Source organism: Ruegeria sp. F12, assembly GCF_056533885.1.
In genome coordinates this window covers 21,319-43,748 of the sequence record NZ_JBQFOV010000001.1, presented here as the reverse complement: position 1 = coordinate 43,748, position 22,430 = coordinate 21,319, and the positions used below count along the sequence as shown (strand labels likewise).

Annotated in this window: 21 protein-coding genes; 11 read left to right on the top strand and 10 right to left on the bottom strand. The window is 59.0% G+C overall.

Annotated features, from left to right (window positions below; genetic code table 11):
• Window positions 1-65: 65 nt before the first annotated feature.
• Window positions 66-668 (bottom strand): TetR/AcrR family transcriptional regulator, encoded by a 603-nt coding sequence (locus tag ACR0CA_RS00245; RefSeq protein WP_170788878.1) that lies wholly within the window; start codon window positions 666-668, stop codon window positions 66-68.
• A 141-nt stretch (window positions 669-809) separates the two neighbouring features.
• Between ACR0CA_RS00245 and ACR0CA_RS00240 the strand changes: the two genes are divergently transcribed.
• The 6 genes from ACR0CA_RS00240 to ACR0CA_RS00215 all read left to right on the top strand — a co-directional run bounded on the left by ACR0CA_RS00240 (window position 810) and on the right by ACR0CA_RS00215 (window position 8,304).
• Window positions 810-1,274 (top strand): (2Fe-2S)-binding protein, encoded by a 465-nt coding sequence (locus tag ACR0CA_RS00240; protein ID WP_480502616.1) that lies wholly within the window; start codon window positions 810-812, stop codon window positions 1,272-1,274.
• A gap of 3 nt (window positions 1,275-1,277) precedes the next feature.
• Window positions 1,278-3,464: a xanthine dehydrogenase family protein molybdopterin-binding subunit gene (locus ACR0CA_RS00235; protein WP_480897124.1), complete on the top strand. Its 2,187-nt coding sequence runs from the start codon at window positions 1,278-1,280 to the stop codon at window positions 3,462-3,464.
• 111 nt (window positions 3,465-3,575) lie between these two features.
• Window positions 3,576-4,895 (top strand): glutamine synthetase family protein, encoded by a 1,320-nt coding sequence (locus ACR0CA_RS00230; RefSeq protein ID WP_480502889.1) that lies wholly within the window; start codon window positions 3,576-3,578, stop codon window positions 4,893-4,895.
• Between the two features lie 59 nt (window positions 4,896-4,954).
• A complete protein-coding gene (locus tag ACR0CA_RS00225; RefSeq protein WP_480897123.1) occupies window positions 4,955-5,635 on the top strand; it encodes a type 1 glutamine amidotransferase in 681 nt (226 codons plus the stop codon).
• Window positions 5,635-6,993 (top strand): glutamine synthetase family protein, encoded by a 1,359-nt coding sequence (locus ACR0CA_RS00220; protein WP_480897122.1) that lies wholly within the window; start codon window positions 5,635-5,637, stop codon window positions 6,991-6,993. The genes ACR0CA_RS00225 and ACR0CA_RS00220 overlap by 1 nt, the downstream gene beginning before the upstream one ends.
• Before the next feature lie 6 nt (window positions 6,994-6,999).
• Window positions 7,000-8,304 (top strand): NAD(P)/FAD-dependent oxidoreductase, encoded by a 1,305-nt coding sequence (locus ACR0CA_RS00215; RefSeq protein ID WP_480897121.1) that lies wholly within the window; start codon window positions 7,000-7,002, stop codon window positions 8,302-8,304.
• Window positions 8,305-8,315: 11 nt separating this feature from the next.
• Here the strand turns inward: ACR0CA_RS00215 and ACR0CA_RS00210 are convergent, their stop codons facing one another.
• Entirely contained in the window at window positions 8,316-9,284 is a 969-nt protein-coding gene (locus ACR0CA_RS00210) for a formylglycine-generating enzyme family protein (RefSeq protein WP_480897120.1), read from the bottom strand.
• Between the two features lie 214 nt (window positions 9,285-9,498).
• Here ACR0CA_RS00210 and ACR0CA_RS00205 point away from each other — a divergent pair, with 214 nt between their 5' ends.
• Window positions 9,499-10,713, top strand: a complete 1,215-nt coding sequence (locus ACR0CA_RS00205) for a DegT/DnrJ/EryC1/StrS family aminotransferase (RefSeq protein WP_480897118.1) — start codon at window positions 9,499-9,501, stop codon at window positions 10,711-10,713.
• A 3-nt stretch (window positions 10,714-10,716) separates the two neighbouring features.
• Here the strand turns inward: ACR0CA_RS00205 and ACR0CA_RS00200 are convergent, their stop codons facing one another.
• From ACR0CA_RS00200 to ACR0CA_RS00185, 4 genes are all read right to left on the bottom strand, one after another.
• The gene (locus tag ACR0CA_RS00200) at window positions 10,717-11,472 is read right to left on the bottom strand and encodes a trypsin-like serine peptidase (RefSeq protein WP_480897117.1); all 756 of its coding nucleotides are present in this window, start codon (window positions 11,470-11,472) and stop codon (window positions 10,717-10,719) included.
• Between the two features lie 7 nt (window positions 11,473-11,479).
• Window positions 11,480-12,034 carry a polyhydroxyalkanoate synthesis repressor PhaR gene (gene phaR, locus ACR0CA_RS00195; RefSeq protein WP_170770347.1) on the bottom strand — a complete coding sequence of 185 codons (555 nt, stop codon included), beginning with the start codon at window positions 12,032-12,034 and terminating at the stop codon, window positions 11,480-11,482.
• Window positions 12,035-12,168: 134 nt separating this feature from the next.
• The gene (locus tag ACR0CA_RS00190; protein WP_170770646.1) at window positions 12,169-12,615 is read right to left on the bottom strand and encodes a phasin family protein; all 447 of its coding nucleotides are present in this window, start codon (window positions 12,613-12,615) and stop codon (window positions 12,169-12,171) included.
• Between the two features lie 131 nt (window positions 12,616-12,746).
• Window positions 12,747-14,549 carry a PHA/PHB synthase family protein gene (locus tag ACR0CA_RS00185; protein ID WP_170770345.1) on the bottom strand — a complete coding sequence of 601 codons (1,803 nt, stop codon included), beginning with the start codon at window positions 14,547-14,549 and terminating at the stop codon, window positions 12,747-12,749.
• 111 nt (window positions 14,550-14,660) lie between these two features.
• Between ACR0CA_RS00185 and phaZ the strand changes: the two genes are divergently transcribed.
• Together phaZ and ACR0CA_RS00175 are read left to right on the top strand one after the other, a co-directional pair.
• Window positions 14,661-15,932 carry a polyhydroxyalkanoate depolymerase gene (phaZ, locus tag ACR0CA_RS00180; RefSeq protein ID WP_170770343.1) on the top strand — a complete coding sequence of 424 codons (1,272 nt, stop codon included), beginning with the start codon at window positions 14,661-14,663 and terminating at the stop codon, window positions 15,930-15,932.
• A gap of 5 nt (window positions 15,933-15,937) precedes the next feature.
• Window positions 15,938-16,522 (top strand): DUF6151 family protein, encoded by a 585-nt coding sequence (locus tag ACR0CA_RS00175; protein ID WP_170782682.1) that lies wholly within the window; start codon window positions 15,938-15,940, stop codon window positions 16,520-16,522.
• Here the strand turns inward: ACR0CA_RS00175 and ACR0CA_RS00170 are convergent.
• The 4 genes from ACR0CA_RS00170 to ACR0CA_RS00155 form a co-directional block, all read right to left on the bottom strand.
• Entirely contained in the window at window positions 16,513-17,229 is a 717-nt protein-coding gene (locus tag ACR0CA_RS00170; protein WP_170770339.1) for an alpha/beta fold hydrolase, read from the bottom strand. The two genes, ACR0CA_RS00175 and ACR0CA_RS00170, sit on opposite strands and share 10 nt — an antisense overlap.
• 69 nt (window positions 17,230-17,298) lie before the next feature.
• Complete coding sequence (locus ACR0CA_RS00165; protein WP_480897362.1) at window positions 17,299-17,913, bottom strand: hypothetical protein; 615 nt, start codon at window positions 17,911-17,913, stop codon at window positions 17,299-17,301.
• A gap of 20 nt (window positions 17,914-17,933) precedes the next feature.
• Complete coding sequence (locus tag ACR0CA_RS00160) at window positions 17,934-18,917, bottom strand: alpha/beta hydrolase (protein WP_480897116.1); 984 nt, start codon at window positions 18,915-18,917, stop codon at window positions 17,934-17,936.
• Window positions 18,914-19,663, bottom strand: coding sequence for an alpha/beta fold hydrolase (locus tag ACR0CA_RS00155; RefSeq protein WP_480502626.1), 750 nt, complete (start codon window positions 19,661-19,663; stop codon window positions 18,914-18,916). The genes ACR0CA_RS00160 and ACR0CA_RS00155 overlap by 4 nt, the downstream gene beginning before the upstream one ends.
• 217 nt (window positions 19,664-19,880) lie before the next feature.
• Here ACR0CA_RS00155 and thrS point away from each other — a divergent pair, with 217 nt between their 5' ends.
• Both thrS and ACR0CA_RS00145 read left to right on the top strand, forming a co-directional pair.
• Window positions 19,881-21,839 (top strand): threonine--tRNA ligase, encoded by a 1,959-nt coding sequence (gene thrS / locus ACR0CA_RS00150; RefSeq protein ID WP_480897115.1) that lies wholly within the window; start codon window positions 19,881-19,883, stop codon window positions 21,837-21,839.
• A gap of 220 nt (window positions 21,840-22,059) precedes the next feature.
• The gene (locus ACR0CA_RS00145) at window positions 22,060-22,362 is read left to right on the top strand and encodes a BufA1 family periplasmic bufferin-type metallophore (protein ID WP_170770331.1); all 303 of its coding nucleotides are present in this window, start codon (window positions 22,060-22,062) and stop codon (window positions 22,360-22,362) included.
• Window positions 22,363-22,430 lie beyond the last annotated feature (68 nt).

Sequence of the window (22,430 nt, the reverse complement as noted above, 5' to 3'; positions counted from 1 at the left end):
GGCAAACCTGCAAGCAGAGGTAGAAACACCCGCGCAGGATTGCCACGCCGCAACCGCGCTGTGGATCACTGGCCATAGCGGCTCAGGATCATCTCAACGCTGCTGTTGATCGTGTCGGTCATTTCGGCCTCGCTCAGGACACTGCCGGTGAACACCATCGGCCAGAACGCCCGCGCCTTGATCAATCCGATGAACTCCTGACCTGCGGCGTCGGGGTCGTCGATTTGCAACTGGCCGTCCTCTGCCGCGTCCCGCAACATCCGAATGAACACCGAGGTCTTGTCCAGTTTGCCCTGCGCTGCCGCCGCAAGTTCGGGGCTGCGCAAAACTTCGCTGATCACCATACGCGACATTGCCATCACCTCGGGCAGCATCAGAATACGCCCTTCGGCCCAAGCCAGTTCAGTCAGTTGCTCGCGGATATCGCGGCCCTTTTCATAGCGGATATCCAGCACACCGGCGAACCGGTTCGACAGCTCCACCACGATGGACCGGAACAAATTTTCTTTGCTTTCGAAATACTTGTACAATGTGCGCTTGGACACTTCGGCGCGAGCAGACACACGGTCCATACTGGCCGCCGCGAACCCCTTTTCCTGGAACTCGGCGACGGCAGCTTCGATGATCTGAGCGTGTTTGGCCGCATTCGGCGCGCTGATGTCGTTCATATCTGCAAGCTATAAGCCCATTGACAGAGCAAGGTCAAACACTAGGTAAACGCATGGGTTTACACTGATGGGAGCGTCACTTATTGTAAACCCGCAAGTTTACCGATTCAGGTAACCAGCCCAACATGGAGTATCCCCCTCATGTCACTGACCTTGAAACTGAACGGCCAGACCCACACGGTCGATGCCGAACCCGGCACGCCCCTTCTGTGGGTGATCCGGGATGAATTGAAGCTGACCGGAACCAAATTCGGCTGCGGCGTCGCGTCCTGCGGTGCGTGCACCGTGCATCTGAATGGCGAGCCCGTGCGCTCGTGCCAGACCTACATCGAAGACGTCGAAGATGCTGAGGTCACGACGATTGAGGCCGTCGGCGACGACAAGATCGGTGCCGCAGTCCAGCAGGCCTGGGTCGAACTGGACGTGGTTCAGTGCGGCTATTGCCAGTCCGGTCAGGTGATGTCGGCCGTCGGGCTGTTGTCCGAGAACCCCAAACCCTCGGTCGAGGAAATCGACGAGTACATGTATGGCAACGCCTGTCGCTGTGCCACCTATCAACGCATCCGCGCCGGCGTCCAGCGCGCATCCGAGATTCTGGAGGCCTGATCTATGACCATCAACACCTCTCGCCGTGGATTTCTGAAAGGTGCCGCTGCTGCCGGTGCCGTGCTGCTGGTCGGTGCCCGCCCCGATGGCGTATTGGCGGCGGCTTCGTCCGAGTCCGCGCAGTTCAATCCCTTCGTGAAAATTGACGCGGATGGCACCGTGACCGCCATCGTAAAGCATTTTGAAAAGGGTCAGGGCCCGGCCACCGGCCTGCCGACGCTGATCGCCGAGGAAATCGGCCTGACCATGGATCAGATCGAATATGAATTCGCGCCGTCGGACCCGAATGTCTATAACAACCTTCTGTTCGGTCCCTTCCAGGGCACGGGCGGATCTACCGCGATGGCGAATTCCTGGCTGCAATATCGTCAAGCAGGCGCTGCCGCACGCGAGATGCTGATCAACGCCGCCGCCCAAAGCTGGGGCGTGGATGCGTCGGGCATTACCATCGAAGAAGGCATCGTCAAGGCCGGTGACAAGTCCGCTCCGATTGCGGAGTTCGTGGCAGCCGCTGCTCAGCTAGAAGCGCCGGCCGAGCCACGCCTGAAAGACCCGTCCGAATTCCGCCTGATCGGCAACGCAGCCGTGCGTCGCAAGGACTCGGCCATCAAAGGCAACGGTCAGGCGATGTATGCGATGGATGTGCATCTGCCGAACCAGATGGTCGCGATGATCAAGCGTCCGGAATCCAAGGGCGGCATCGCACTTGGCTTTGATGACAGCGCATCGAAAGAGGTCAAAGGCTATATCAGCGCCGCTGTTCTGCCCAATCAGGCGGGTGTTGCGGTCTATGCCGAAAACACTTGGGCCGCGATCCAGGCGCGCGACGCGCTTGAGGTCGACTGGGACATGTCGGGGGCCGAGACCCGCGACTCGGATCAAATCAGGTCCGAGATCATGGCCGCGCTGGATGCTGAACCCACCTACAACGTGAACAAGGCGGATGTTGGAGCGGTTTCGGCAGCCATCGACGGCGCGGATAAGGTGGTCGAAAAGACCTTCTACTTCCCACTGCTGGCCCACGCACCGATGGAGCCGTTGAACTGCACCATCGAACAAACTGCTGAGGGTGACATCGTCCTGCATGACGGCGCACAGATGCCGACGGGCCCTCATATGGCCTATCAGCAGATATTCCAGCTGCCACCCGAGAAGATCCACATCAAGACCATGCTGGCTGGTGGTTCCTTTGGCCGTCGCGCCACGCCCGATGCGGACTATCAGGTCGAAGCCGCGCTGGCCTTTGTGGTCACCGATCGCTCGCGCCCAGTGAAACTGGTCTGGACGCGGGAGGATGACATTCGCAGCGGTTACTATCGCCCCGCCTTTGGCCATAAAGTCCGTGTGGGTCTGGATACGGACGGTAATATCGTTGGCTGGCAACATCAGATCGCCGGGCAATCGGTGATAAAAGGCACCGCGTTCGAGGCCGTTCTGGTGCATGACGGCGTCGATCACAGCTCTGTCGAAGGTGTGGCTGACAGCCCATATGCCATCCCTGGAATGGCCGTTGGCCTGACCGACACACCCAAGGCGACAACGGTTTTGTGGTGGCGCTCGGTGGGTCATACCCATACAGCCTATGCGATGGAAACCATGATGGACCTAGTGGCCGAAGCCGCAGGTCGTGACCCGGTTGAATTCCGTCTGGCCCACCTCTCCGACAGCACAAACCCCGATCAACAACGTAAGGCCGCCGTTCTGAAACTGGCGGTCGAAAAGGCGGGTTGGGGCAACGTACCCGCGGGGCGCTCTCAGGGGATAGCGGTGCATAAATCCTTTGGGTCTTATGCGGCTGAAGTCGTTGAAATCTCGGGCGATCCGGAAAACGGCATCAAGATCGAAAAGGTCACCTGTGCCGTGGATTGCGGCATCGCGGTGAACCCCGACGTGGTCAAAGCGCAGATGGAAGGCGGCATAGGCTATGGCATCGGCCATGTGATGCGCGACCAGATCACGCTGACAAGCGGGGCGGTCGATCAGTCCAACTTCCCGGATTACGAGCCGCTGCGCATCAGTGATATCGCCGCCATCGACGTGCATATCGTGCCGTCCGCCGAGGCGCCGACTGGCGTGGGCGAACCCGGAACGCCCCCGTCCGCACCGGCGCTGGCAAATGCGATCCACGCGATGTCAGGCGTTCTGGTGGCCGAGCATCCGATGGCTGAAAACGGTGTCAGCTTCGCCTGACCCCCTGCCCCGCGCCGCCTGAACCCGGCGCGGGCTTAATTTGATCAAATTTCGTGACAAGGCGCGCCGTGTCGACTAAACCTCGGGAGAACCACAATGATGGAGCCCCCGATGGACCTGAGCGCCTTGCACAGTTTTCGCGTTGCAGCCTGTGACCTGAACGGTCAGTTGCGGGGCAAACGCGTGCCGCCCTCGTATTCCGACAAGCTGGACAAAGGGTCCGTACGGATGCCGTTCTCGGCACTGAATGTGGATCTGTGGGGCGCAGATATTGACGGCAGTCCGCTGGTGTTTGAATCCGGTGATGCCGATGGTGTGCTGCTGCCTACCGATCGCGGCGCGGTTCCAATGCCTTGGCTTGAGGTGGACACCGCACTGGTGCCGATGTGTCTGTACGACGACCACGGCACCCCCTTCGCCGGAGACCCCCGCCACGCGCTTGGCGCTGTGCTGGACCGTTATACCCAGCGCGGCTGGTCGGTAATCGCGGCGACCGAGCTGGAATTCACTCTGCTCGATTCCTCGGGCGCGCAGCCACAACCGCCGATGAACCCCATTACCGGGCGCAGGCTGGTGGATGAGGCTGTTCTGTCCATGGCCGAGATGGACGCGTTCGATGCCTTTTTCACCGAGCTTTACGATGGCTGCGCCGCGATGGGCATCCCCGCCCAGACCGCCATTTCCGAAAGCGGCATCGGCCAGTTCGAAATTAACCTGAACCATCAGGATGCGATGCGTTGCGCCGACGATACATTGCTTTTCAAGGTATTGACGCGCGGACTTGCCCGCAAGCACGGGTTTACCGCAACGTTCATGTCCAAACCCTATGCTGATGATGCGGGCAACGGGATGCATGTGCATTTCTCGGTCGTGGATCAGGCCGGTCGGAACGTCTTTGACAATGGCGGCCCCGAGGGGACGGACACGCTGCGCCACGCAGTTGCAGGGTGTCTGGCGGCGATGCCCGGTAGCACGCTGATCTTTGCGCCGCACGGCAATTCCTACACCCGGCTCGTGCCCGGTGCCCACGCGCCCACCGGTGCAAGTTGGGCTTACGAGAACCGCACCGCTGCCCTGCGCATTCCCGGCGGTGCCCCTGCCGCCCGCCGGATTGAACATCGCGTGGCCGGTGGCGACATCAACCCCTACCTGATGCTGGCCGCCGTTCTGGGTGCCGCGATGAACGGGATCGAGGACGCAGCTCAGCCGCCCGCCCCGATCACCGGCAACGCCTATGAAATCGGTGGCCTGCCCCAACTGGCGGGCGATTGGGAGGCCGCGATCACTACCTTCGAATCCGACCCCAAAGTGGCGCGCATCTTCCCTGCTGATTTGATCCGCTTTCTGGCGATGACCAAACGGCAGGAAGTCCGACGCTTCGCCGAGCGTCCCCCCGAAGAGCACTGGCTAAGCTACGTCGAGGCCGTCTGACCCCCCTTGCCCGGCCCCTTTGGGTTCGTTAGAATGAATTTGATCAAATTTGGTGACTCATGAAAATCGGCATCCTTGTAACCGGCCACCCCCCGGACGAACTGCACGGTGAGTTCGGCACCTATGACGGCATGTTCCGTGCCTTGCTTGGTGGGAACGGGTTCACGTTCGAAACCTACAACGTCGTTGATGGAGAGTTTCCCGCCAGCACGGATGCGGCTGAGGGCTGGGTCATCACCGGCTCGCGCCATGGCGCCTACGAGGACCATCCCTGGATACCCTCGCTTGAAGACCTGATCCGGGCCATCCGGGACCGTGGCCAGCCGTTGATAGGGGTGTGTTTCGGGCATCAGATTATCGCTCAGGCACTGGGCGGCAAGGTCGAGAAGTTTCAGGGCGGCTGGGCCGTTGGGCGCACCGACTATGACCTTGATGGCCAGACAGTTACCTTGAATGCGTGGCATCAGGATCAGGTCGTCGCCCTACCCGACGGCGCGCGCGTCACCGGTACCAACGATTTCTGTCGCAACGCCATGGTGGCTTATGGCGACACGATCTGGACCGTACAGGCCCACCCCGAATATGGTGACAGCTTTATCCAGGGCCTGATTGAGACACGCGGCAAGGGCCTTGTGCCTGACGAATTGATGCAAGCGGCCACAAACCGCCTGCCTGCCAATGACGACAACCCAAAGATCGGGCAATTCATGGCGGAGTTTTTGAAGAAAGAGAGGGCCTGATGGCCGACTGGACAGACCAACTGCCGCAGGCAGCCCGCACCTATTTCGAAGGCCACCGACTGGACGAGGTCGAATGCATCATCTCGGACCTGCCCGGCATCGCGCGCGGCAAGGCGGTACCTGCCTCGAAATTTGCCAAGCAATCCTACTTCCACCTGCCAGACAGCATCTTTTACCAGACCATCACCGGTGATTGGGGTGAGGCCGCAGGCGAGGACGGGTTCATCGAACGGGACATGATCCTGAAGCCTGACTTCACGACCGCTTCTGCTGCACCCTGGACCGGTGACTGGACACTGCAGGTGATCCACGACGCCTATGACCGTGACGACAATCCGATCCCGTTCAGCCCGCGCAACGTGCTGAAACGCGTGGTCCAGATGTATCACGACAAGGGCTGGAAACCGGTCGTCGCGCCCGAGATGGAGTTCTTTCTGGTCGCGCCCAATGTGGACCCTGCGCAAAGTATCAAGCCGATGATGGGCCGCTCGGGCCGTCCGGCGGCCGCGCGGCAGGCTTACTCGATGACGGCCGTGGACGAATTCGGCCCGGTGATAGACGACATCTACGATTTCGCCGAACACCAAGGGTTCGAGATTGACGGCATCACCCAAGAAGGCGGAGCGGGCCAGCTGGAGATCAACCTGCGCCACGGCAATCCGGTCAAGCTGGCAGATGAGGTCTTTTATTTCAAACGCCTGATCCGCGAAGCCGCCCTGCGCCACAACTGCTTTGCCACCTTCATGGCGAAACCGATCGTGGATGAGCCGGGCTCGGCCATGCATATCCACCATTCGATCATCGACATGGAGACCGGGCAGAACATTTTCTCGGGCCCGCAAGGGGGTGAAACGGACGCATTCTATCACTTCATCGCCGGTTTGCAGAACCACCTGCCCTCGGGTCTGGCGGTGATGGCGCCCTATGTGAATTCGTATCGCCGCTATGTGAAAGATCACGCCGCGCCGATCAATCTGGAATGGGCGCGCGACAACCGCACCACCGGCATCCGCGTACCGCTGTCGGGGCCCGAGGCGCGCCGGGTCGAAAACCGCATCGCCGGGATGGACTGCAACCCCTATCTGGGCATCGCGCTGTCACTGGCCTGTGGCTATCTGGGCTTGGTCCAACAGGAACGCCCACGCCGTCAGTTTTATGGCGACGCTTACGAAGGCGAAGGCGATATCCCTCAGGTCATGGGCAATGCTCTGGACCTGTTTGATGAGGCGACCGCCCTGCACGAGGTTCTGGGCCCCGAATTTGCCCGCGTCTACGGCATCGTCAAACGCGCCGAGTATGAAGAGTTCCTGCAGGTCATCTCTCCGTGGGAGCGTGAGCATCTGCTGATGAATGTCTGAACTGCGATGAACCTGCTTTATTCCAACGACCGTAAGGCTGAATACCCGGCCAGCTGGTACGCGGCTACGGCCAATTCGATTGACCGCTTTCCTGTTCTTGCAGGCGATGAAAAAGCCGACGTCTGTGTGGTCGGCGGCGGCTATACCGGCCTGTCCGCCGCGCTGCATCTGGCCGAGGCCGGGTTCAGCGTGGTGCTGCTTGAGGCGCATCGCGTGGGCTTTGGCGCATCAGGCCGCAATGGCGGGCAATTGGGCAGCGCGCAGCGGATGGATCAGGAAGACCTTGAGCGGTTGGTTGGCGATGACGACGCCGCCAAGCTGTGGGATCTGGCAGAGGACGCGAAGGCGCTGGTCAAATCGCTGATTGCCAAGTACCAGATTGACTGCGATCTGAAACCGGGCGTCGCCGTTCTGGGCCTGTCCGCTGGAGAACAGCAGGAATTGCACGACCACGCGGCGCATCTGTCCGACCGCTATGGCTATGACCAGATGGAACTGCTGGACGAAGGCGCGGGCCACGGTCTGTGCCCCTCGCCCGCCTATCGCGGAGGCTATCTGGACATGGGTGCCGCGCATCTACATCCGCTTAACTACGCTTTGGGTCTGGCGCAGGTAGCGGCCAAGGCAGGCGTGCGGATTTATGAGGGCACCGAGGTGACGGGGGTCGAGGAAACCGCACCCGCCATAGTCCACACCGCGCAAGGCAAGGTCACGGCCGATCACGTCGTTCTGGCCTGTAACGGATATCTGGGAGGCCTGAACAGCAAGGTCGCCGCGCGGGTCATGCCGATCAACAATTTCATCGCTGCGACCGAACCTTTGGGCACAGATGCTGCCCGTGTTCTGACCCGAGACGTAGCGGTGGCCGATACGAAATTCGTGGTGAACTATTTCCGCCTCAGCGCCGACAATCGGCTGCTGTTCGGCGGTGGTGAAAGCTATAGCTACCGCTTTCCTGCAGACATCGCTGCCAAGGTCCGCAAACCGATGGTCGAGATTTTCCCACATCTTCGCGACGTCAAAATCGACTACGCCTGGGGCGGTACACTGGCGATTACCATGCGGCGGATGCCGTATCTGGCGCGGGTTGCGCCCAATATCCTGTCCGCCTCGGGCTATTCCGGCCACGGGGTCGGCACCGCAACCCATGCGGGGCAGTTGATGGCACTGGCCATTCAGGGACAGGCCGAGGGCTTCGACACCATGGCGCGCGTCCCGGCCCTTCCCTTCCCCGGAGGCCCAGCCCTGCGCAGCCCCCTGCTGGTGCTGGCGATGACGTGGTTTGCGCTAAGGGACCAGCTGGGGCTGTGATTGCGGATCGATTAATTGAGTTTCAGTAAGCTACCGAAATCGCGTAGCACCCGAAATCCGGCAGACATTGTGCCTCCGTCCAGATGAATCTTGCCTCGAACTGCCGCACGCGAAAAATCCATCGCTGTCCAGAAGGCCCCACCTCGACCTACCCTTCTGGCGCAGTCTCTCGTCGTGGCTTCTCGAAAATAGATACTGGATAAACTCCACGGTTCGTGCCTTTTGCTCCAACAAGACATCGTGGCCTCTGACACATTCCCGGACATATGTCGAAATCCCCAAGCATTGGCGGCGTCAAGTTCGTCGACCGGAACCGGATGGCCTCGCCGCGCCAGATCAGGGCGCTTCACACCCAGCATCTCTTCGGTCGGCTTGCCGTGGAAGTTGACCTGATCGGTAGTTACTTCCTCACCCTGAGCAAAGGCGGTCTGCGTCACAGCGCGGGCCGCGTATTCCCACTCTGCCTCGGTTGGCAGGCGATAAACTTCGGCCCTCACTTTCTGGTTGAGCCATTTTGTATATGCAAGCCCGTCCAGATATGACACATCGACGACCGGGTAATTACCACGAACGTCTATGCACGGCCCATCAATGCGCGGTATGCACGCACGCGGGATATATCCCCCGCAACCTCCGTCGTTTACACAGGCCATCCACTGGTCATGTGTCACCTCGTTGCGGCCCATTGCGATGGGCATATCGATCATTACCGGATGAACTGACCCTTCGTGATGGGCAATATATGGCTCTTCCGGTGTCGCGAGGCGAAACCCTTTTTTGTCCCAATGGAAGTTACGCTTGGATTCTCCCGGTGGCGCACCCATCAGGAACTCTCCCAACGGCAACACGATCATCTCGGGGCAGACGTCGCATTCCTGAAACATCTCAAGCGGCGCGACTTCGGTTCCGTCGGACAGGACGTATTGCGCATGAGCTGGCAGAGCGAGAATGGACAGTGAAAAAGCAAGCCTAGCAAGCATGATGGCAACAATCCGGACCGTGAAATGCAATATGTAGATTGTCCCATTGCCACCCGGATTCCCCTACGGATACAAGACGCAATCCGGCGGTCGGGATGCAATTGCCATCAAATACAACAGTTCGGTGAAATTTCGCAGCATGTTCACGTAGGGGCTTGGATTGAAATTCTTTTAGCTTTATCTTTTCCAAAGATAGAATTTGGGAAAATCAAATATGACGCTTCCTCCTAACGTTCATGACGCCGAACCCATCCCTGCCGCCGCGCGTGAGGCCATCGACGCCCTGATGCAGTCGGGCGACCTGTTCCGCTATACCGCGCCGCAAGACGCGCCTGTTGCGCTGCTGGAAAGCGAATTCGCGGCCCTTTTGGGCACGAAATACGCGCTGGCGGTATCGTCCTGCTCGGCGGCCTTGTTCCTGTCGCTCAAGGCGTTGAGCCTGCCGCGGGATGCGCGGGTGTTGATCCCCGGATTTACCTTTGCGGCCGTGCCGTCTTCGGTCGTCCATGCGGATTGCATTCCGGTTTTGTGCGAAGTGGGCGAGAATTATCGCATCGACATGGCCGATTTCGAGGCCAAGCTGGACAGCGTTCAGGCCGTCATCATCAGCCATATGCGCGGGCATACTTCCGACATGGACGCAATCATGGCGCTGTGCGATGCGCGCGATATTCCCGTGATCGAGGACGCGGCCCATTCGCTGGGCACCACCTGGCATGGGCGCAATATCGGCACGATTGGCAAGGTGGGCTGTTTCTCATTCCAGTCCTACAAGATGATCAACGCGGGCGAAGGTGGCATTCTGATCACCGACGACGCCGATCTGGTGGCGCAGGCCGTGATCATGTCAGGCGCGTATGAGCATAACTGGAAGAAACACAAAACCCCGCACGGCGACAACTCGCCCGAATTGGAACAGGCCTTTGCCCGCTGGCAGAACCAATTGCCGCTGTATAACCTGCGGATGAGCAACCTGAGCGCCGCCGTGATCCGGCCACAGATCCCCGAGCTGGCGCGCCGCGTCAAGGATGGGCTCGCCAATCACGACTATGTGGCCGACCGTCTCAACACCTCACCCTATATCGACGTTCCCGCCCCGCTTGCGCCGGAACAACGTGCACCAGACTCGATCCAGTTCAACCTGGTGAACCTGAGCGATGATGATATCCGCGCCTTTGCCGCAGCATCCGAGGCGCGAGGCGTCAAGGTTCAGGTCTTTGGCCTGAGCGAAGACAACGCCCGCGCCTTCTGGAACTGGCAGTTTCTGCCCGAGCAGGTCGATCTTCCCCAAACACGCGAGATGCTGATGAAAGCGTGCGATGTGCGCCTGCCCGTCCGCCTGACACGGGAAGAGCTGGACGTGATTGCTGACATCCTGCTGGCCTCGGTCGGCGAGGTCACCGCCCCCGAGATGGCGTTCGGCACCTGAGCGTCAGCGCGAGGGTACGTAGACAACTCGACTGGACACAAACAGCGCCGCGATCCCTTCGGGGGTTGCGGCGACGCGCGATAAGACACCAGCCACAGCCAGCCCCGATGGCGTGTCAATCAATAAGGGCGCGCCGGAATCCCCCATCATTACAGGGCAACGCGCGGTCATCAGCGCATCAGTCCGCCGAACAACCAGACATGGGTTCGCACGGCTGAGGACATGCGGCCGCACCCCAGCATAACCCGCGACCGATCCGGTCAACATATCCTGCTCTGTCAGAGGAAAAGAACCCAACGTCCGGCCAATCGGGTTCTCCAGTTCAAGCACCGCCCAATCCAGTTCAGGTCCGTCATTGAATGCAGTGCCTTGGCCTTCGGGCAGGACATAGCGCTTGGCGGTCGAGACCGCGGAGGCCTCCCCTCGCTGATACCCAGCAGCAAAGCGGATACTGGATGGCGGGATCCAGCGCTGACGCGCGGCATTGTAAAGGCAATGCGCGGCGGTCAGAACCAGATCATCCGCGACCAAAACGCCGGTGCAATGAGATCGCTGGGCCCTGCTGGCAAAATTGACTCGTCCGATTGCGCGCCATGGCGGTTCAGCCGCATCCAGTATTTCGCGGGCACGGATATCTGCGCAACCATCATCCACAGCAGACCCAAGCGTGCAGATCGGCGACCACGGCTCAGAAAACTGACCTTGCGCATAAACGAGCGTTGCCCAACACAGCACAACGCCCGTCAGCACCCAGCGCATGGCAGGTTCAGTTCAGTTTGGATAGTTTCTGCTGAAGCTCGGCAAGCTGCTTTTTGATGTCGTCCAGATCTTCTTTCGGTTCGGATTTGGCCTCATCTTCCTTGTCGGGGCCAGACCACTGGCCAGACAATCCGCCGGTCATCGCCTTCAGAAAAGCCTGTTGCTGCGCCTGCATCGCCTCGAACCCGGGCATCTGGGACATCGGGTTCATGGCGTTCATGTTTTCCATCATCTTGGACTGGCTTTCGCGCAGCATATCGAACGAGCTTTGCAAGAACTGCGGCATCATTCCACCTCCCGGCAGCATGTAACTGCGGACCAGATCGTTCAGCACGTTCACCGGCAGCACGTTTTCGCCCCGGCTTTCATGTTCCGCAATGATTTGCAGCAGATATTGCCGGGTCAGGTCGTCCCCGGTTTTCAGATCAATGATCTGCACTTCACGCCCGTCGCGAATAAATACCGCGATATCTTCCAGCGTGACATAGTCACTGGTCTCAGTGTTATACAGCCGACGGCTGGCATAGCGTTTGATCAGCAACGGTTTTTCTTGTTCTGACACCGTTAACCCTCCCCAAGGATGATGCGTTGCAGCAGAGATTATGCGAGTGCAGAACAAAAAGAAAGGGCAGGTCTTTCGACCTGCCCAACGCGATTGCACCAGATGGGAGGAATGGGTGCGCCTCGCGGCCTTACTTACTTGGCAGCTGTTGCTTTCTTGGCAGCAGCAGTCACCTCGTTGGTGGCTTTCTTGACAGCAGCAGTTGCGTCTTCTGCAGCGTCTTTACCGGCAGCCATCAGAAGCTCGACGGTTTCGCTCTGAACTTTTTTCGCGATTTCAGCGAAAGCAGCCAGGTTTTCAGCGGCAACTTCAGCCGACGCGCTTGCGAAGTCGGTTGCGGCTTTTGCGTAGTCGGCAGGCTCTGCCTTTGCTTTCGACATCTCGGTCAGTTTGGCCAGAGTGTCTTTGGTCCATTTGTTCGAGATTTCTGCCGATTTCTCTGCAGCTTCCAGAGCAACACCCGACAGTTTTTCGTTCAGGGTTGCGGTCGACTTGAAGGCACCTTCCAGAGCGGAAGTGTCAACGGGGAATGCGCCCATGATGTCTTTCAGGGTCGCGGTGAAGTCAGGGGTCTTTGCCATTGTCCAAATCCTTTTTGCCGAACCGGGCCCGCCCCGGTTTTCATCAGCTTGAGGACAATATGATTGCTGCATCGCAGCATTGCAAGATTTTTTTGCTGCAACGCAGAAAAAACTTCGGATTCCCTTATTAATCAATCAGTTGCTTTGGCCAAAACATAGGTACCGGGCGCGGGACATAGAGACGGGTGGTTCGAATCGCCCGGCTCACGCGCCGGAATCTGCTTGCCGGACCGCTTTCTCAACCACGCTTCCCAAAGCGGCCACCAGGACCCTTCATGGAAATCGGCATCCTTCATCCAGCTGTCAGCGTCCAGCTGCATGTCCGGGTTGGTGTAATGCCCGTATTTCTTTTTGCTGGGCGGATTCACGATGCCTGCGATATGACCCGATTCCGATACCACAAAAGTTTTCGACCGTGACCCCATCTGCTGCACGCCGCGGTAACAGTCTTTCCAGGCCGCGATATGATCAGTCTCGCAGGTGATTGACATTAACGGCACGTCGACATCCCGGATATGCAGCTTGTGCCCCAACAGTTCAAACCCGTCCGTGACAAAATCATTGCTTTGACACAGCCCACGCAAATACTCGACCGCCATGCGGCCTGGCAGGTTGGCCCCATCTCCGTTCCAGTACAGCAAATCAAACGCCGGAGGTGTTTCGCCCATCATGTAGCTGCGGATTGCGGGGCCGTAGATCAGGTCGTTGGAGCGCAGAAAGGACATGGTTCGCCCGATGACCCAGGCTTTTAGCACGCCATCCTTACCGATCTGGTCTTCGATGCCGTTGACGAAGTCGTTTTGCAGAAACGGGGTGAACTCTCCCTGTTCGCCAAAATCGGTCAGAGTGGTGAAGAACGTGGCCGACTTGATCGACTTGTCCCCGCGCTGCTTCAACAGCGAAAGCGTCAGGCTTAGTGTGGTGCCCGCGATGCAATAGCCGACCGCATTGACTTGCTTGACCTTGCAAATGTCCTTCACCTGCTCGATCGCGGTCAGGTAACCTTCTTCAATATAGTCCCCCATGCCGATTTCGGCGTGGGATGCGTTCGCATTTGCCCAACTGACGACAAATAGGGTGTAGCCCTGCTCCGTTACCCATTTGATCAGGCTGTTCTGGGCTTTGAGGTCCAGAATGTAGAATTTGTTGATCCAGGGCGGGAACAGGACAATCGGCGTTTCATGCACTGTCTCGGTTGCCGGTTTGTACTGGATCAGCTCCATCAACCGGTTGCGATAGACCACCTCTCCCGGTGTCGTGGCGATATTGCCGCCCACTTCAAAGGCGCTGTCATCCGCCAGTCGAACAACCATCTCGCCATCATTGGCCTCCAGATCGGAAACAAGGTTCTCCAGCCCTTTGATCAGCGACTGACCTTCAGTCTCGACCGCTTTTTCCAGCGCATCGGGGTTTGTGGCCAGAAAATTTGTCGGAGACATCATGTTGATGATCTGTTGCGAAAAAAAGTGAAGACGCTGCTTGTCTTTGGCATCCATGTCATCGACCGAGGCCACTGCTTCTGAAATCGCATCGGCATTTGTCTGGTATTGCTGGCGGACGAAGCGGAAATAAGGGTTAGTCTCCCAAAGCGGATTGGCAAAACGTTTGTCTTTGGCTACTGGTGCCGCCCCCTCAACTTCGCCCGTTGTCAGCGCCTGCTGCGCTTCAGCAAAGTTCATGACAGACTTGCTCCAATAGGCAATCTGGTGTTCCAACAGCTTGGCGGGATTTTGCCAAGCCTCGGCCATATATGCCGTTGCTGCTTTTGCGAAAAGCTCTTGATTCGGGCCGTCCAACGCGGGGGAATGCGCCTTCTTCCCGGCCATGACCTCGACCAGCCGCTTCGACAGCTCTTCGACTTTGTTCATATTTTCTTTAAGCCGTTCAAGATGTTCTGCGGACAATTCCTGCGCCTGGTCTTCACTTGTTGTCATTTTAACAATTCCCCCGTAATCTTGCTGCTATGCAGAATAACGTCGCGGCAGCCGCAGCGCAAAGCGACGAATGGTCCGAAGTTTAGGGCTGTCACTCAGGAGGTTCGCCCGATGCGCTACATGATGACCTATGATCTGATGGAAACCATGCGCAACACCAATCAATGGATGGGTGCGACCGCCAGTGCGATGGCCTCTTACCCGTTGTTTTCGATGGTGCCGAACCCTGCGTTCAGCATGATGGCAGCCTGGGGCGAGGTCACGGAACGCACATTCCAGCGCATGATTGTCAAGCCTGACTGGGGCATTCGCACCTTCACCTGCGAAGATGGCAAGGACCATCTTGTCGACATCGTGCCGGTGGTCGAGCGTGCGTTTGGCGACCTGATCCACATCCGCGTCAACGGTCGCGAAGAACAGCCGCGCAAGGTTCTGCTGGTTGCCCCAATGTCGGGCCACTATGCGACGTTGCTGCGATCGACAGTCAAAAGCCTGCTGGTCAATTGCGAAGTTTATGTCACCGATTGGCATAATGCGCGCGATATCCCTGTGTCCGAAGGCAAGTTCGATGTCGAGGACTATACACTCTACCTTGTCGATTTCATGAAAGAACTTGGCCCGGAAACACATGTTGTTGCCGTATGCCAGCCCGCGCCCCTTACCCTGGCTGCCACGGCTTACCTGGCCGAGGTGGAACCCAAGGCACAACCCAGCACTCTGACACTGATCGGTGGGCCGGTCGATCCAGACGCGACCCCGACGGATGTCACCGATTTTGGCCGCCGCGTTACAATGGGCCAGCTGGAAGAAACCATGATCCAGCGTGTGGGCTTTAAGTACAAAGGCGTCGGCCGCATGGTCTATCCCGGCCTGTTGCAGTTGGCCTCGTTCATGTCGATGAACGGAGAGCGCCACAGCAAGGCCTTCACCGACCAGATCCAGCGTGTCATGCGGGGCGAGGCCTCGGATCATGACGCGCACAACCGTTTCTACGATGAGTATCTGGCAGTGATGGACATGACGGCCGAGTTCTACCTGTCTACCGTCGAACGCATCTTCAAAAACCGCGAAATTGCGCGGAATGAATTTGTGGTGGCCGGGCACAAGGTGGATATAGGCAAGATCACCGATGTCGCGGTAAAATCAGTTGAGGGCGCGAATGACGATATCTCGGCCCCTGGCCAATGTATCGCGGCCCTTGATCTTTGCACCGGTCTGCCCGATGCGAAAAAGGCCAGCCATGTGGAACCCGGCGCGGGGCACTACGGTATTTTTGCGGGCCGCAGCTGGCGCGACAATATCCGCCCGCTGGTGATCGACTTCATGAACGCCAACACACGCAAACCGCGCCGCCGGGCCGCCAACAAGAACAAAGTCGCCTGAGGCGCATGGTTCAAAGCCCGGCCAAGGACACTACCTTCGCCTGCACCTGCGGTGCTTTGAGTGGGCGCATTTCAGCCGCAGGGGTCGCTTCGTCCACACATGTGGAATGCTTTTGCCACGATTGCCGGGCCGCGCAGCTTTATTTTGGACAACCCGACCCTGCCCCTGGCCCAGTCGACGTGCTGCAAATGCTGCCCGAGGAGATCGTTTTTGAACACGGCGCAGAACACCTTGCGCTGATGCAGCTCAGCCCCAAAGGGATGTTGCGCTGGTACGCCAGTTGCTGCAACGCCCCGCTGGCCACCACTTCACGTACACCGAAAGTTCCTTTCGCCGGGTTCATCGTGAACCGCATCCCGGACCCAAGCGACCTAGGGCCCGTACGTACACGCGGCTTTGTTCCTCGCCCCGGCGGAAAGCAAGCGCATGAAGGCTTGGGCCCTGCGGCAATTGGTCTGGTGACGCGCGTGCTGAAGTCCCGTTTGTCTGGCAGTTGGAAGAACACGCCTTTCTTCGATGCCTACACCGGGGAAACGTCGGCCAAACCGACCGTCCTAACGAAACCCGAGCGCGCAGCCCTCTACAAGTAGGCCAAACGCGCCGGAATGTTCAGCCAAGCCTCCAAGGCTTCGGTCACCGCGGCGGGGGCCTCGAGCGGCACCATATGGCCCGCCTCCTCGATCACACGCAGTTCGGCATTCGGGATCATCTCAGCCATGAAACTATGTTTGCGCACTGGAGTGATTTGGTCATGGGCCCCACACAAAACCAGAGTTGGCACGTTGATATGCCGCAACCCCCCTTGCTGGTCCGGTCGGCGCTGCATGGCTCGCATTTGCCGTTCGAACATATCCGGCCCTTGATCAATGGCCATGGCCATCACTTCGTTCAGGACGGGCACCCGCTCCGGCCCCGGCGCCAACGTGTCCGAACCGATCATGCGAGTCATCACATCCTCAAGCCGCCCGGATTTTGCCCCAACGATCAACTCTTCACGTCCCGCCGCGATCTGAGGGGTATCGGCCTGCGCATCGGTCGCCATCAGGCACAACCGAGAGACCCGGTCCGGCGCGCGGCGCGCGATCTCAAGCGCCACAACCCCGCCCATGCTGAAGCCGCCCAATGCAAACCGATGCGGCAACTGGTCCAGCAAGCCTGAGGCGATCTCTTCTATCCGTTCGCCGACCGACAGGGGCGCAACCGTCACCGCGCGGTAATGAGACAGGTACAAAATCTGAGCCCCGAACAGGCGCGCATCGCACATGAAACCGGGCAGTAAAACCAACGGCTCAATCACACAGAGCCTCCACAACAATCAACTTTTCCTGCAGGATGAGCGTTTTCCAGCACCCGGGCAAGGGAAAGTTCAGGGATAGTCGATGCCCCGAAAGGGTGGGAAATCCGCATAGCGCGCCTGCCGCTTGTCCCGGGGTTCATCAGGTTCCGCCCCAGCCCGCAACAGGCATCCGCGTGGCGCGATATAGCTATCGATCCGGCGATGCGGATTGGGTCTCCAGACCAGATTGAACGCGCAGAGCTTGGGAAAGAACCAGATCTCGGAATAGTCCAGATGATCATGCATCCACCACGCAATATCGCGCCAATCGCGCCCGGTTCCATATTGATCCGCGAACCACGGAATCACGATCGACGCCCCCGCTATTCGGTTCTCGCCCGTACCCCGATCCCAGATATGGCACTCCATCGGGTTATCATTGCGGGCACAGTTCAGTTTGTTTTCGTTACCGAACCGGTTCAGCGACGGCGCGCGATAACCCGAGCGCACGGCGACGCGCCCAAAGGTCTCTTCCAAAGGGTCCAGCAGGGTTTGGCAAAAAGCGCGCCCCGTTTCGATGGCCAGATCAGGGTTTTCGGGGATGTTCTGTATCCCATGAAAATTCCCGATTTCGGAATTCAGGAAGTCCCGCATGAAGAAATGCCGCGACAAGCGCACCCGGCCCAGCGTCTCAAGGCTCCACATACTGGCCGGTTTACGCATCGCTATTCGATCCCCACCGAGCGTAGCCACGCGAGCATGCCATCCACGGTGACTTCGGTCTGCCCCGGCGACATCAGCCGCCCGGCCACAACATGCGACGCAGGATCGTCATCTGCTCCCATCGTAACCAGATGAACCGTCGCAGGCCCGCCCCACGCCTGCGCCACTTCATGAGTCCGATCCGGTCGTACCACCTGATCGTCATCCGAGAACCAGAACAGCGCCGGAACCTGTGCTTGCGCAAAATCCTGCGCGTTCACCACATCGACCAGCCGGGTCATGGGAACAACGGCCTCCCACGGATAGCTCAGCGACCAGTATTTGTTCCGCTCCGGGTCGGTATCAAACACATCGCGGGTTTCCCCCATCAACAGCGGCAACCACTGCTGTGCCCAGGGCAGGCCGGGTATCCAAGCCCCCGGCGTATTGACCCCGAAATTCGGCGAAACAAAGATCATCGCGCCGACACCCTGCACCATCTCAGCATCCAGCGCGGCAGCCGCAGCCAGCGTCCCCCCAGTCGAGGTCGAGATCACAACCACCCGGTCGCCAACCGCGCGTGCCGCAGCCAGACCTTCGACCATGTCCAACATCCAACCCGAGGCCGTCGCCTCAGCCATGGCCGTACCGCTGCGACCATGGCCTTGCAGACGCGTGTAGACCAGATTGGCACCCAACGCCTCTGCCAACAGATCCGGCACCGGGCGGATTTCCTCGGATGAGGCCGAGAATCCGTGAACATAAAGGATCGACACCGGTGTTCGCTGTTCCTTGAATCCCTCTTGCCAGATCACCCGCTTTTCGACACCGGGAACGATGTCTTCGAAGGCGGATTCGACACTCTCGAAATAGACCTGCACCCCCTCGCCAAATTTGCGCGGCTCAAACGTGGGATGAAGGTCAACCTCTTCGCGCGGCCCCAACCAGAAGATCAGGCCGCCCAGAGCTGCCAGCACGACAATGAAACGCAGAACCAACCGGGTCATTCGGGGGCAAGCACATCAAGCACGGCGCGTTCAATAATCTCCAGGCAAGGCCCGTCCGAGAATCTGTGATCCGCATCCTTGACCAACAGCAACCGCATATCCGGTCCACTGGCATGGTCCAGCAACCGCACAGCCGTCTCGATTGACACCGCTGTATCCGCCGTGCCCTGCAAAAATCGCACGGGAAATGGCAAAGCCAACGGATCGCGCAGAACCAATCGCGTGCGCCCATCTTCGATCATGCGCTTGGTAATGATGTAAGGCTCCATGTAATCCGAGGGCAATTCCACATGCCCCACCGTCTCCAGAGCCGCCTTCTGTGAATCGCTGAACGAGGCCCAATAGCCATCTTCGGTAAAGTCCGGCGCGGCAGCGATTGCAACCATCCCGACAATTCGTTCCGGCATTGCCTTTGCCAACAACAACGCCTGCCAGCCACCCATGGACGACCCGACCACAATCAAGGACCCTTCGGTCAGCGCCTTGACCGCGGCAACGGTATCCTCATGCCAATCGCCAATGCAGCCTTCCTCAAACGTACCGGAACTCTCCCCATGCCCCGAATAGTCGAACCGCAAAAACGCCTGCCCACGTGCCTTTGCCCATGCTTCAAGATGCACCGCCTTGGTGCCTTCCATATCCGACTTCAGCCCGCCAAGAAAAACGACCGTGGGCCCCGACCCCTCACTTTTGTGATACGCCAATCGCCGCCCCTGCGCGGTCTCCAGAAATTCAGCCTCTGCCATAAAACCCTCTTTGCTTTGTCAACATCATGCACTTCCCAACCCCAACCGCAATTCCCCGATCCGACCTTCATCTGGCTAAAAATATCCCGGGGTGCGCGAGGGGCAGCGTCCCTCGCTCCCGCACTTGACACAATCCCCACCACCTGCCAAAGCAGCCAGACGCAAATAACCCGCAACCGGGCGTTCAGTGGGCGCCAAACCGACGAGGAGAGCCAACATGGCCCTGGATTCGAAATCCGTCTCTCTCACCTTCCCCGATGGCAATGCACGTTCCTATGACGCAGGCGTAACACCCGCGCAGGTCGCTGCCGATATCTCGACCTCGCTGGCCAAAAAAGCAATCTCGGCCACGGTCGACGGCAAGCACTGGGATTTGCAATGGCCTATTGAGTCCGACGCCCAAATCGCCATCCACACCATGAAGGATGAAGATCAGGCCAATGAGCTGATCCGCCACGATCTGGCGCATGTCATGGCCCGCGCGGTGCAGGAAATCTGGCCCGCGACCAAAGTCACCATCGGCCCCGTGATCGACAATGGCTGGTACTATGACTTTGACCGCGAGGAACCCTTCACCCCCGAAGATCTCGGCCTCATCGAGAAAAAGATGAAAGAGATCATCAACAAGCGCGACCCCGTCACCACCGAGGTGTGGGATCGCGACCGCGCGATTGAGTTCTACAAAGCCAATAACGAGCCCTATAAGGTCGAGCTGATCGAATCCATTCCGGGCGATGAGCCGCTGCGCATGTACTGGCACGGCCATTGGCAGGACCTCTGCCGTGGCCCGCACCTGCAGCACACCGGCCAACTGCCCGGCGACGCGTTCAAACTGATGTCCATCGCGGGTGCCTACTGGCGCGGCGACAGCTCGCGCCAGATGCTGCAACGCATCTACGGTGTGGCCTTCACCGGCAAGGAAAAGCTGAAAGCCCACCTGCATATGCTGGAAGAGGCTGCCAAACGCGACCACCGCAAGCTGGGCCGCGAAATGAACCTGTTCCACATGCAGGAAGAGGCCCCCGGCCAGATCTTCTGGCATCCCAACGGGTGGAAAATCTACACCACCCTGCAGGACTATATGCGCCGGATGCAGGAACGCGACGGCTATGTCGAAGTCAACACCCCGCAAGTTGTCGACCGCAAACTGTGGGAGGCCTCGGGTCACTGGGACAAATATCAGGAAAACATGTTCATCGTCGAAGTGGACGAAGAGCATGCCCGCGAAAAGGCGATCAACGCGCTGAAGCCGATGAACTGCCCCTGCCACGTGCAGGTGTTCAATCAGGGTCTAAAATCCTATCGCGACCTGCCCCTACGCATGGCCGAGTTCGGGTCTTGCGCACGTTATGAACCCTCGGGCGCGCTGCACGGGATCATGCGGGTGCGCGGCTTTACGCAAGATGACGGCCATATCTTCTGTGCCGAGGATCAGATCGAATCCGAGACCGCAAAATTCATTGCCTTCTTGTCAAAGGTCTATGCCGATCTGGGCTTCCACGACTGGACGATTAAACTGTCCACCCGCCCGGAAAAGCGCATCGGGTCGGATGAAAGCTGGGATCTGGTGGAAAAGGCCCTTGGTGATGCCTGCAAGGCGGCCGGGTACGACTATGAGATCCTCGAAGGCGAAGGCGCGTTCTATGGACCTAAGCTGGAATTCACCCTGACCGACGCCATCGGCCGGACCTGGCAATGCGGCACGCTGCAGGTTGACCCCAATCTGCCCGAACGTCTGGATGCCAGCTTCATCGGCGCAGACGGTGCCAAGCACCGTCCGTTCATGCTGCACAGGGCAACGCTGGGCTCGTTTGAACGTTTCATCGGTATCTTGATCGAAGAGCACGCCGGCAAGCTGCCGTTCTGGCTGGCCCCGCGTCAGGTTGTTGTGGCCTCGATCACTTCCGAGGCGGATGATTATGTGGCCGAAGTGGTGGAAACGCTCAAAGCCGCCGGGGTTCGGGCCGAAGCGGATATCCGCAACGAAAAGATCAACTACAAGGTCCGCGAGCATTCTGTCGGTAAAGTGCCCGTGATTTTGGCCGTCGGTCACCGCGAAGTCGAAGACCGCACCGTCAGCGTGCGCCGTCTTGGCGAAAAACAAACACAGGTTCAATCACTTGAGGCTGTAACAATTGAGCTATCCAAGGCGGCGACTCCCCCCGATCTGCTGTAACATTCGGCGTCAATTCGCCTGCGATCCGGCCCTAAAACAGGGGCCGGATTGAAATATTTTCCATTTTCGATTTCAAAAACAATATGTTAACCTGCAAGAGGGCATGACAGTGCCTGACGGGGTTGTGAGACACGGGCTCGTGAATTTAACTGTCGCCTCTGAACGACTACCTTTGTCATTGTCAACACAGACATACGCAGTCACCAAAAGGATTACCGAGATGTCGAACACAGCTAAGTCCCTCGTTATCGCAAGCGCCGTTGCAGCCGCCGTATCGGGCATGGCCACCACCGCAACCGCACAAGCCAAAGAGAAATGCTATGGCGTTTCGCTGGCAGGCGAAAACGATTGCGCCGCAGGCCCCGGCACCACCTGCGCCGGTACCTCGACCGTTGATTATCAGGGCAATGCCTGGACTCTGGTCGACGCAGGCACTTGCGCCGATATCGAGCTGCCTAAAACCGCAGACGGTTCGGACCGCAAAGGCTCGCTGGAGCCGCTGGACCGCGATCTGCCGGCATAAGCCCGCGCTTAGGAAAACCGAAGGGGCGGGCCTTGTCGCCCGCCTCTTTGTCGTGAACCGGAGACTAT